Below are 11,776 nucleotides of genomic sequence, written 5' to 3' on the forward strand. Positions count from 1 at the left end.
TAACGGAACGGAGAGACCTTATAACAACGAATACAGCCCAAAACACATGAATTTTCAAATATAAAGGGCTAGAATATCCGTTAGATTTTAAAAGGCGCGTTTTCAGGGTTATAAAGGACCGGTAGTTCCGTTAGAGGTACAGCGGTCGTTTGGAAGAAGGCACGACCTTCGCCGGAAAACGCTCAGCAGCCGCCGGAAGAGGCTCGGCAATCGCCGGGGATCGGACTGCAGTCGCAGCCACGGCAGCGGCAGATGCACGGCATGCCACAGGAGACGCACTGAGCCTCCGCCAAATCCGCGACAAAAAAAACGACCGCACCTCGTGGAAGGTGCAGCCGCCTTTGCAGCGATATCGCTCTTACTCCGTTGGGAACAGAGGCGTGGACAAGTAGCGCTCGCCGGTATCCGGAAGCAGGACGACGATCGTCTTGCCCTTGTTCTCCGGACGCTTCGCCAGTTGAAGCGCCGCTTGCGCGACGGCGCCGGAGGAGATGCCGACGAGCAGCCCTTCCGTTCGAGCCAGCTCGCGTGCCGTCTCGAACGCGTCGTCTCCCTTGATCGGGAGGATCTCGTCCACCACGTCGCGATTGAAGTTCCCGGGAACGAAGCCCGCGCCGATCCCTTGAATCTTGTGCATGCCCTTGTTGCCGCCCGACAGCACGGCAGACTCGTAAGGCTCGACGGCCACGATTTGCACGGATGGCTTGCGCTCCTTGAGTACCTCGCCGACGCCGCTAACCGTGCCGCCGGTGCCGACGCCGGCTACGAAGATGTCGACTTCGCCGTCCGTGTCGTTCCAGATCTCGAGAGCCGTCGTGCTCTTGTGGATGTTCGGATTCGCCGGGTTGTTGAACTGCTGCGGCATGAACGCGCCGGGAGTCGAGGCGACGATCTCCTCCGCTTTGCGAATGGCGCCTGCCATCCCTTCGTTCGCCGGCGTCAGCACGAGTTCCGCTCCCAGCGCGAGCATAAGCTTGCGGCGTTCGATGGTGAAGCTCTCCGGCAAGGTGATGATCAGTTTATAGCCGAGCGCGGCTGCCGCGAACGCAAGCCCGACGCCGGTATTGCCGCTGGTCGGTTCGACGATGACCGATCCGGGCTTAAGCAAGCCCTTCTCTTCGGCTTCCTTGATCATCGCGTATCCGATGCGATCCTTAACGCTGCCGGCCGGGTTGAAATATTCCAGCTTGGCGACGATCTTCGCTTCCAGCTTGTGATTTTCGGTAAAATGGCCCAGCTCCAGTAGCGGAGTGTTGCCGATCAGATCCGTTAGTCTCTTTGCGATTCTTGCCAACTAGATGACCTCCATTGTCGTTCCTGCATTCCTAAGTATCCCTTAAAACTCTATCATTCCGGTCGGTAAAATTCAAATCAGCCAATTATCCCCCGCTGCGAGCGTCTAGAAGGACCAAAGCAAATAAACGGCCGCCGCCCACATGACGAGGGCAGACAGCTTGTTAAGAGCGCCAAGGAATCGGCCGCTTCGGTCTTGGCTTCCGATCAAACGTCCTATTGCCGCCAGTCCGAAGAACCAGAGCCACGATACGATAACGCAAGCGAGCGCGAAGACCAGCTTCTCCGCCCCTTCGTAGGACAGTGAACTGGTCCCTATCACGCCTACGGTATCCAGGATCGCATGCGGATTCAGCAGCGAAACCATCAGCGTATATCCGATCCGCTTGCGTCTCGATTGTCCTCGCTGCGAATCCTTCTCCGAAGGAGCAGCCGGCTTCGCGCGCCAACCGATCCATCCCATATACAGGAGAAAAAGGACTCCGAAAACGAGCAGCAGAGTCTTCATCCAGCTTAAACCGAGCACGAGCAGCGAGACGCCGGATACGGCAAGCGCAATCAGCAGCGTATCGCAGACAGCCGCGGCGGCGGCCACGGGAATGACCGCGGCATATCTCGGGCTCAGCGCCCCTTGCGAGAAAATAAAATAATTCTGTACCCCAAGGGGGAGAATCAGCCCTAACGAGAGGACGATCCCGTGAAGGAACGCTGCCGTCATCCGCTCAACCCGTTCTTATTCTTCTATGTTAACCGTATAGGTGCATTTGAAGCGTTCGATTCCCGGGACCGATTCTCCCAGGCTCTCGATAACGAAGCCGATGTTGCGGAAGAATTCGACCGACTCCTCGTCGGTCTCCGCCAGAATGACGTCGGGAGCCTCCCAATCCAGCAGTTCGAGAACCGCCATTCTTCCGAATCCTTTGCCTCGCTCCTCCGGAGCAATGGCCAGATGATTGATCTTAAGCACGTTATCTTCGTTCACTTCATATCCGACGATCCCGATAAGCTGCTCCTCATTCACGTATCCCATCATATCCAGGCGGTTGTCCGTCCGGTACGCTTCGATCACTTCCGGCAGCTTCTCCGGATCCGGCAGTACGGACAACTCGATCAATTCCGCCACTTCAGGCTGTTCCAGCTTCGCTCTCAGGTCGATTAACAATCTAATTCTCTCCAATCCAATCGTTCATTCAAGTGTCAGAGCCTCTAACTCCGCTACCCTCTATTAGACCATTAATTCGCCCAAAATACCAATGATTTGCGATCCAGCTCGGCCCCCAATTGAAGGAGTTGAGCTCCTGCCTCGGTAACTCCCGCCTCTTGTCCATTCCACGCTTCGATCACCAGCTTCACCGTGCCCTGAAGCCTCAGGATCGCGAGGAACGCCGCCTTAAGCCGCGCCGCTTCAACGGGAGCAGCCGCCCCCACCGCTTCATCCTCCGCTAACGAGTAGACCCGCCGGCCGTTATTTTCGACCCAGTAGGCCCATCTCCCCCCGCGGAGCAGCAGGAAATTCCCCGGCTTGCGCGAGTAAGAAGCTCCTTGCCCGGTCTCCGGCCAATCCATCAATAATCCGTAGGGATTGGCGGGATCCGCGGCGGATACGATCGTGAAAGCTTCCTCCTCGACAGCCGGCCGGGACGGCGAGCCGCGAACGGCTTCAGCGATTTCTTTGGTGGTGAATTGCAAGGCAGCATCGCCGTGAATATAAACGCCTCGGGTCAACGCCCCCCATTCCTCCAGCCGCTTCAGCACCGGATAGAACGAATCCCAATCGAATGGAGCGACTTTCGCGACGAGCTCCTTGTTGATGAGCCCGTAGCTCTGCAGAAGATGATGCGCCCAATGCACGGCCGACGCTTCCCGCGAATCCTTCTGCTTGCCCGGGTTTCCCGCCGCAGCCGGATCGGAATCGTCCTGCGCGACTTCCTTCCCGGCCAGCTCGCCGGTCCAGTACCATCTTCCGAAGCCCGAGCCTGCCCGGCCTGCGGCCGTCTTGCGAGTCCTCGAGGGAAGGGCGGCCAGACGCATCGGCGCGAACTGGTCGTTGGAGACATGGCCCTCCCACACGAGATCGAGAAGCTCGTCCAGCAGCTCGGAAGGAAGCTTGTTCTCTTCGCGGGCCAATCGGGTCAGGAAGCTCGCTCCGTTCTCCTTGAGCCTCTCCAGCAGCTTCGGATGACGGGACGTCTGCGTCTCCTTCTTAAGGAAGGGGCTGTACAGAGCTTTGTTGTCCGCGAGGAAAAAGGCGATTTTGCCCTCTTTGTCCCCCTCTTCCTTCTTCCCCAGCCAGACGATCTCTCCGCTTGCGCACAGCTCGTCGAGTTCGTCCTTCCGATAACGTATCATTCGGGCGGGAAGAAGCAGCGACTCCCAATGGGACAGAGGAGCATACAGTCCCTGCAGCCGCTCGATGACCTGAAGCAGGCCATGCGCCCCTTCCTTCCGGGTCTCTTGCAGAAGCGATTGCATGGAGACGATCTGCGCGCACCATCGGGAGGCGTCGACGGCTTGGGCCTGATCCCTCGCTTCATGGATCGATAAGCGAACCATCCGGGAGGCGAGCTTCGAGCTTGTCCAGATTCTCTCTTCCTCATGCGCGGCGTGAGGAGCTCGTTCCACCACGCCGCGCTGCCTCATGTCCGCTATGGCCGTCTCCGCCTGCTTAAGAGACAAAGACGGATACCGTTCGCAGAGCTGAAGCTCCGTAAAGGAGAGTACCTGCTCGGAATATCGGTCCAGAATAAACGTCCGCGAGGCAGCCTTCTCCGGGAACGCCGCGTAGATCACTTCTTCATCCGAGCAGATCCATCTTAGCTCCCCGTCATCGGTCAGATCGATCGCCTTCGCGCGCCCCCGCTGTTCCAGCTCCTCCAGCCAGAGGAGCGCCTGCGGGTTCTTCGCCAGCTTGAGCACTTCATCCGCGGTCAGATCCCCCCGCTGCTTCAGCAGCCGGTACAAACCGTCCGCATCGGCTGCCGCGCCCGCCTCCTCGATGCGCCGTTGCTCCGTCTCGAGAACGGACGGCGATATCGCGCTGCCCAGCTGCTCTTGCCCGAACAGCTGGCCGGCCAGCTCTTTGCTGACATTCAGCAGCTGGAGCTTGATCGAATCGTCCAATCCGTCCCCTTCGTAAACCTTCATGTTCACGTAATCGGCTATGTATTGGGATGCGAACGTAGACGGATGCGGAGTCTCTTTGACCACGATCTCTATCTCGCCTGCCCGGATCGCTTCCAGCACGCGCTTTAAGTTCTCCATGTCGAGATAATCGAACAGGCTTTCGCGCATGGCTTCCCGCAAATATGGGAAGTGCTCGGCATACGGCATGGCCGACCTCAGCAGCTCCTCTCCCCGCAGTCTTTTCTGCCAGAGCGGGGTGCGGGTGAAGCTGCGCGACAGCAGCAGCGACGTCTCCGCGATCCGGCGGAACGCCAGCCCCAGCAGAGGCGAGCCGGTGATCGCTTCGGCGAGCAGCTGCTCCAGCCGGTCGGCGGACACTTGCCGGATCAATTGGAACCAGGTCGCGTCCCATTCGGGCAGCACGAATTCGATTCCGTTGTCCTTGGCGTTGCCATACAGGCGATAGGGCAGCACCTGCTCCAGCTGCCTCTCGATGGCGAGCAGCCAGGCTCGGTTCACCTGGCGGCCGAAGTAATTGTGCAGGATGACGTGAGTCTGGTTCATGACATCCTTGTAATGCTCGATCACGATGCGGCGATCGCTCGGCAGCCCGCAGAAGTCCCGCTGGGAGCGGATCAAGAGGATCAGCGCGGCCGCGCTCGCTTCGTCCAGCGAATAGTCTTCCTCCAGCCATCGGCGGGCCAGATCCTCTCTCTCCTTCTGCTCCGCGGCGCCGAGCTCGGCGTCTCCCAGCCGGTCCGAGAGCTCCTCGACGAAAGCGCCGATCTCATGTCCCAGCTCGAACGATCGGCCGCCGGATTCGGCTCGCCAGAACGGAACCTCGCTGAAGCGGTTGCCCGCTTCCGACACGTACACGCGGTCCTGCTTGATCTCGCGGATCATCCAAGAGCTCGTTCCCAACTGGAACACGTCGCCGACGCGGCTCTCCTGAATGAATTCCTCGTCCAGCTCTCCGAGGTGAACGCGGCTCTCAAGATGATGGACGGGATAATTGCCGCTGGAAGGAATCGTCCCCACTCCGGTCACCGAAGCCATGGCGGAGTTGCTTCTCCGGCTGACGAGATTGTCTCTCCGGTCCCACTCGAGCAAGGGGCGAACGAACGGATAAGTGCCGGACAACACGTGCATGATCTCCGTCAACCGTTCGTAGGCCAACATCCGGTAGCATTCGCTGCGGCAGATCGCCCGGTGCAGATCCGTCAGCGTCCGATCCTCCAGCACGACCATGCTGACCAACTGCTGCGACAGGACATCGATCGGCGAGCGAGGCAGCCGAATTTCTTCGATCTCGCGGCGCGCGATCAGACGGCTCAGCACCGCGATCTCCGGCAGCGTTCCCCGCTGCCTGGACAAGATCACGCCGCGGCTCGCCTGCCCGACCGCATGGCCCGCGCGCCCGATTCGCTGGATGCCCCGCGCCGCTTCCGTCGGAGAGTCGATCTGAATGACCAGATCGACATGGCCGACATCGATGCCCAGCTCCAGGGAGGAGGTCGCGACGAGGCATCGAAGGCTTCCCTCCTTCAACAGCCGCTCGACCTCCAGACGCCTCTCCCGCGACAAGCTCCCATGATGCGACCGAGCCATCTCGTAGCCGACGTGATCGTTCAACCGCAGCGTCAGCCTCTCGCACAGGCGGCGGCTGTTGACGAAGATGAGCACCGACCGGCAGCCTTCCATCAGCTCCATCAGCCGATCGAGCAGGGGGAGCCATACGCCCTCCCGGGACTTGACCGGCTGGTTCTGATCCGGCATCGTCACGAGCAGCTCCAGCCTCTTCTGCATCTCGCTCTCGACGATCGCGACTTCGCGCGGAACATAGCCAAGAGGATGCGCGTCATCGGAAGGCTCGGATTCGCTTACGCTATCCTCGCCCCTTGCTCCTGCCGACTCCTCCCAGCCTCCGAGGAACCGGGCGACCCGCTCCAACGGCTTCTGCGTCGCGGAGACGCCGATTCGCTGAAGCGGCATGCCCGTCCAATCGGCCAGCCTCTCCAGCGACAGCGACAGATGAGCCCCCCGCTTGTCCGCCGCCAGCTCGTGAATCTCGTCCACGATGACCTGTTCCACCGTCTTCAGAATCTCCCTGCCCTTCTCCGAGGTCAACAGCAGATAAAGAGACTCCGGCGTGGTCACCAGAATGTCGGGCGGATTGCGCAGCATGGACGCTCGCTGGCTGGAGGTCGTGTCTCCGGTCCTCACCGCGCAGCGAATGCCGCTCCATGCTGCCTGCTCTCGTTCGGCCGCTAGCTGCAGTTCCTCGACAAATCCGGCGACATGATGATGCACATCGTTATTGAGAGCCTTTAGCGGCGTGAGATAGAGCACCTTCACGCCTTTCCGCTTCTTCCCCTCGGCGGAGGCGATCCGATTCAGGCAAGGAAGCAGGGCCGCGAGCGTTTTGCCTGAACCGGTCGGAGCGGCGATCAGCGTATGCTTGCTTGCCTCGATCTCACTCCAAGCGCGAAGCTGCACGTCCGTCGGATCCCCGAACGTCTTCTCGAACCATGCGCTTAGAACGGGGTGGAAGCTCCCGCCGTACACGCTTCTTCCTTCCCGCTCTTTCTCCGCTCTCCTCAACGTGCCCGCCTCCTTCGCCTTGTCTTTTATTGGCCGGATCCGCCCTCGTCCCGGCCCGTAAGCAGCCATTCCCCCGCGATTCCCGGAGTCGTCATCTGGATCGGATCGAGGATGACGTCCATCTCTTCCTTCGTGAGCAGGTGCTTCTCCAGGATCAACTCTTTGATCGGGATGCCCGTGCGCAGCGCTTCCTTCACGAGCTGAGCCGCCACCTCGTAGCCCAGGTGAGGGTTCAGCGCCGTCACGATGCCGAAGCTGTCGTGTACGTAAGCGGCGCAGCCCTCGCGGTTCGCTTGAAGGCCATCCAGAGCGAAGCGGATAAAAACATCGACGGCGTTGCGCAGAATCTTGAGCGATTGCAGCAGGTTGAAGGCCAGCACCGGTCCCATGACGTTCAGTTCGAATTGCCCCGCCTCCGAAGCGAGGCAGATCGTATGGTCGTTGCCGATCACCTGGAAGGCCGTTTGGTTCACGACCTCCGCCATGACCGGGTTGACCTTGCCCGGCATGATCGAAGAGCCGGGCTGCCTCGGCGGAAGGGTCAACTCGAATAAGCCCGCGCGAGGGCCAGAAGCCATCAAGCGAATGTCGTTGGCGATCTTGGACAGGTTAACCGCGCATACCTTAAGCGAAGCCGACAGCTCGGTATACGCGTCCGTGTTCTGCGTTGCGTCCACTAGGTTCGTCGCCGCGTGAATCGGGATGCCGAAGTCTTCTGCCATCAGCCTCACGACTTCTTCGATATATTCCGGCTTGGCGTTCAGTCCGGTACCGACGGCTGTCGCGCCCATGTTTACCGCAAGAAGGCTATCCGTCGCTCTCGAGATCCGAACGATATCCCGGCCGATGACCGCCGCATAAGCTCCGAACTCTTGTCCCATCCGAATCGGAACCGCGTCCTGCAGATGCGTGCGCCCCATTTTGATAACGTCGTTGAATTCGTACTCTTTGCTCTCGAACGCCGCCTTCAGCTGCTTCAACGTCTCCGTCAGCTTCAGGCTAAGCTTGTACGACGCAAGGCGGATCGCCGTCGGAATCGCATCGTTCGTCGACTGCGACATGTTCACGTGGTTATTCGGGTTGCAATGGAAGTACTCGCCTTTGCCATAGCCCAGAAGCTCTAGCGCGCGATTCGCAAGTACCTCGTTCATATTCATATTGATCGACGTCCCGGCTCCGCCTTGGATCGAATCGACAATAAATTGGTCCGAGAGGCTTCCTTCGGCTACCTCTTCCGCCGCTCGCACGATCGCATCCGCGATGGAAGCCGGCAGCATGCGGGTCTTCTTGTTGGCCAGGGCGGCGGCCCGCTTCACGTGCGCGAGCGACTCGATCAGCTCGGGATGGACCGGAACTCCCGTAATGGGGAAGTTCTCCACCGCTCTCATCGTTTGAATCCCATAGTAAGCGGCGGCCGGGACTTGCTTCTCGCCTAGAAAATCCTTCTCGACACGGGTGTTCATCCGAAATCCTCCTCGATCGACCAATGATGATAGAATTTATTCCTCACTCCCATTATAAAGGAAACGCTTCCTCGATACGAATCTTGCGGAGGAACAACAAACCGACCCGGAAGGGGTCGGCGCTTATTTTCGATATCGAGTTGCGCGCTTTGGATCTCGATCGCGGCAGTTATTTTATTTCAATTGCTCCCTGAGGTAAATTTGTCTTTTCCCCGCTACGCTCCGCTAAGGAATGACAGACGTTTCGAAACCTGGCGCATCCCGCCGCTTCACGTGAAACATCCAGAAAATCCCTTTCACAAATCGACAGTCCGAATCCCCCGAATCCCTCGACTCCCCCTTCATAGGTCCAATACGCAAAAAAGCAGCCTCGAGGGCTGCTTTCCTTGCTTTGGCGCTGAAGGACATCGAAACACCGATTACCCTAGAAAATGCTGGATGAAGAACTCCAACTGATACTCCATGCTCATCGGATCGTTGAAGTAGAAGGCTTTCTCGTTCGCCTCGTACACGTGACCGTTCTTCACCGACGGAAGGTTCTTGTACGTAGCGGTATCCTGGAACGAGTTGTCTTGGTCGGCATCCTTGCTGAAGATCACGTAGTCGCCCATGTAATCCCCAAGCACTTCCGTCGACAGGGCGACGTAGCCGGCCGTCTTCGTTCCCTCGAGCACCTTCTCCGGCATCTTCAGGCCGAACTGCTGATAGAGAATTTCGGAGCCGCGTCCGTAATTGTCGCCATACACATAGAGCTGCTTGTTGAACGTCTCGATGACGGATACCGTCGCATCCGCGCCGATCTTCGCTTTGATCTCTTCCCCGGCCTTCTTGCTTCGGGCGTCGAAGTCTTCTACCCAGGCTCTCGCTTCCTTCTCCTTATTCAGAAGCTTGCCGATCTCGATCTCTTGCTGCTTAAAATCGACTTTCCCGTACGTATAGGCAACCGTCGGAGCGATCTCCTTCATTTTGTCGAGGTTCTTGTTGTCCACGTCCGCGATAATCAAATCCGGGTTCAGCTCGAGGATTCGCTCCGGGTTATCTTCCGACACGACTGCAGCGTCCTTCAGCTGCTCCGCGAAGTTCGGATTGTCCTTGGACATCTCGTCCACGCCGACCAGCGGCACTCCGAGGATCATGACGTTGCCCGTCAAGAAGCGAGTAAGGACGACGACTCGCTGAGGATTGGCCGGAACTTCGACAGGGCCGCTCTCCGATTGGTAAATGATCGTATCGGAAGAAGCCGTTGCGGAAGCGGACGGCGACTCCGACGGAGCGGCCGTCGAAGACTCGGCGGAAGAAGCGGATGGCGAAGCGGCATCGTTCTTCTCTCCACTTCCGCATGCGCTCATTAGCAGAACCGAACTTAGGACAATCGGAATAAACAACTTTCTCATGAATAGACTCTCTCCCTTTTTTCTCCCATTGGGTATCTCATTGATTTTGTGATTATGAAAATCATTCTCACTCATTATAAAAAGGCACGGTTCCGGGAACCATGCCTTTTTGTTGGAAATAGAGCTTGGATTATTAGTCGACCGTAAACAAAGAGACAGCCCGCTGAAGCTGCAGCCGGATCGATACCGGGTTGTAAGGAATCCAATCGTCCAGCTCCAGGTAATGGACGCGATCCCGCTTCACCGCGGACAGTCCCTTCCAATAGGTGGATTCGAATACCTTCTCGGAATGGACCGTTGAGCCCTTGATATCCGGGACAACGATAACGAGGATCCGATCTCCGGCGTATTCGGCTAACTCCGTCAGCCGAATCGGAACGGAATGCAGTCGCTCTCCATGCTTGTCCATCTCTTGCTTGATTCTCTCCGGAGGCTGCAAGCCCAGAGACCGATACAGCACATAGCCGACGTTGCGCGCTCCATAAACGAGCAATTGGTCCGGTTTGATGACGAGAATCGTCACGACATCGTTCGCAAGCTCCGCACGAGAAATTAGCGAACGGGCCTTTCTCTCTTCTTCCTCGAATTCCTCCAGCCATTGCTCCGCTCGTTCGCTTCTATTCACGAAGCCGGCGATCCGTCGAAGATGGTCTTTCCAACCGAGCTCCATCCAGGAGAGCTCCACGACCGGGGCGACGGCGCGCAGCGAAGCGGCGCTCCAACCCAATTCCAGCAGATGCTCGCTCGCCGCGATGATCAAATCGACCCCGTTCTCGATCAATGCCGCTCTCATCCGCTCGAGCGACGTCTCGACGCTGATGAAGGCCATCGATCGCGGCGGTTCTACTCCTTCCGCGGCAACATACTCATTGCTGTCCGATAGGAAGACAGCCGGCTCCACGCCAAGCAGCATCAGGTGACTGGCGAACGGAGCAAGCAACGCCGCAATTCGGTGCACCGAACGTCCGTCATATCCCGAAGGAGGAGCTCCTGTCTCTTGCTTAAAGCGTCGGCTTAGATAGAACTCGTCCTTGTAGCCCACCTTCTGCGCGATTTCGCGAAGCGTTCCTTGCCCGTTAATCAACAGCTCCTTGGCCCGATGAACGCGAAGCCGCGACAAGTAGTCGCTTGGCGGGAAGCCGGTCAGTTGCTTGAAGAGAATCGAATAGTGCGAGGGGCTAACGCCCGCCATCTCCGCCAGCTGCACGCGCGATATTTTCTCCTGATAGTGGCTCTCCGCGTAAGCGATGCTGCGCTCCATGGAAGGCTGCTCGCCTGCTGCATGCTTGGACTCCCGGCGTTCGAGCAAATCAAGTAGGACCTGATGGAACAGGATCTGGTTGCGCAGATGACGAGTCTCGTTCTCCGGCGATCGATGGACGAACAGCTCCTCCAACCGGGACGCGATCGCTGGCTCGTAAGAGTAGAATACAATCGTCTCGTTCGAAGCCAATCCGCTTGTCCTGCCCATGGGGTTGAAGGGTACATTCGGGCTCTGTCGTTCCCGAATCCCGAATAGGAGCTTGTACGCATGAAGCGGCCGATTGCGGTTCGCGATCAGCGCGGCACGGCAATTCGCCGGAAGAAGGATCAGGCTTCCCGGCTTCAATTCATAGGCGTCGCCGCCTGCCTGAAGATGGCCCTCGCCGCTGGCAACCGCGATCAGCGCCGTGTCGTCCTCTTCGATATCGAGAATCGGCGAGCTTGAGGTGCTATATAAAGAATGAATGCTCTCCGCGGAATAGAACGGGAACCGGGATTCCACCCATTCCGATGCCGCAACGTTACTCACAACGAAATCCTCCAATTGCGCCATTAATGAAACATACGCTTCTATACTATCATGGACCGATTTTGTTTGGGGGAATGATTTCGCGCAAATAAAAAGACGGCATCTCTGCC

General features: G+C 58.3%; 7 protein-coding genes. All 7 read right to left on the bottom strand.

Annotated features, from left to right (window positions below; translation table 11 throughout):
• Nucleotides 1-358: 358 nt before the first annotated feature.
• Nucleotides 359-1,294, bottom strand: coding sequence for a cysteine synthase A (cysK, locus tag ELR57_RS14240; protein ID WP_126959761.1), 936 nt, complete (start codon nt 1,292-1,294; stop codon nt 359-361).
• A 105-nt stretch (nt 1,295-1,399) separates the two neighbouring features.
• The gene (locus ELR57_RS14245) at nt 1,400-2,011 is read right to left on the bottom strand and encodes a LysE/ArgO family amino acid transporter (RefSeq protein ID WP_126959762.1); all 612 of its coding nucleotides are present in this window, start codon (nt 2,009-2,011) and stop codon (nt 1,400-1,402) included.
• Nucleotides 2,012-2,026: 15 nt separating this feature from the next.
• Nucleotides 2,027-2,455, bottom strand: a complete 429-nt coding sequence (locus ELR57_RS14250; protein ID WP_126959763.1) for a GNAT family N-acetyltransferase — start codon at nt 2,453-2,455, stop codon at nt 2,027-2,029.
• Between the two features lie 71 nt (nt 2,456-2,526).
• Nucleotides 2,527-7,017 (bottom strand): DEAD/DEAH box helicase, encoded by a 4,491-nt coding sequence (locus ELR57_RS14255; protein ID WP_238162531.1) that lies wholly within the window; start codon nt 7,015-7,017, stop codon nt 2,527-2,529.
• Nucleotides 7,018-7,043: 26 nt separating this feature from the next.
• Nucleotides 7,044-8,480, bottom strand: a complete 1,437-nt coding sequence (aspA, locus tag ELR57_RS14260; protein WP_126959765.1) for an aspartate ammonia-lyase — start codon at nt 8,478-8,480, stop codon at nt 7,044-7,046.
• A 419-nt stretch (nt 8,481-8,899) separates the two neighbouring features.
• Nucleotides 8,900-9,874 carry an iron-hydroxamate ABC transporter substrate-binding protein gene (locus ELR57_RS14265; protein ID WP_126959766.1) on the bottom strand — a complete coding sequence of 325 codons (975 nt, stop codon included), beginning with the start codon at nt 9,872-9,874 and terminating at the stop codon, nt 8,900-8,902.
• 133 nt (nt 9,875-10,007) lie between these two features.
• Nucleotides 10,008-11,666: a helix-turn-helix domain-containing protein gene (locus ELR57_RS14270; RefSeq protein WP_238162532.1), complete on the bottom strand. Its 1,659-nt coding sequence runs from the start codon at nt 11,664-11,666 to the stop codon at nt 10,008-10,010.
• Nucleotides 11,667-11,776: the final 110 nt, after the last annotated feature.

It is taken from the genome of Cohnella sp. AR92 (assembly GCF_003990975.1).
Lineage (GTDB): Bacteria > Bacillota > Bacilli > Paenibacillales > Paenibacillaceae > Cohnella.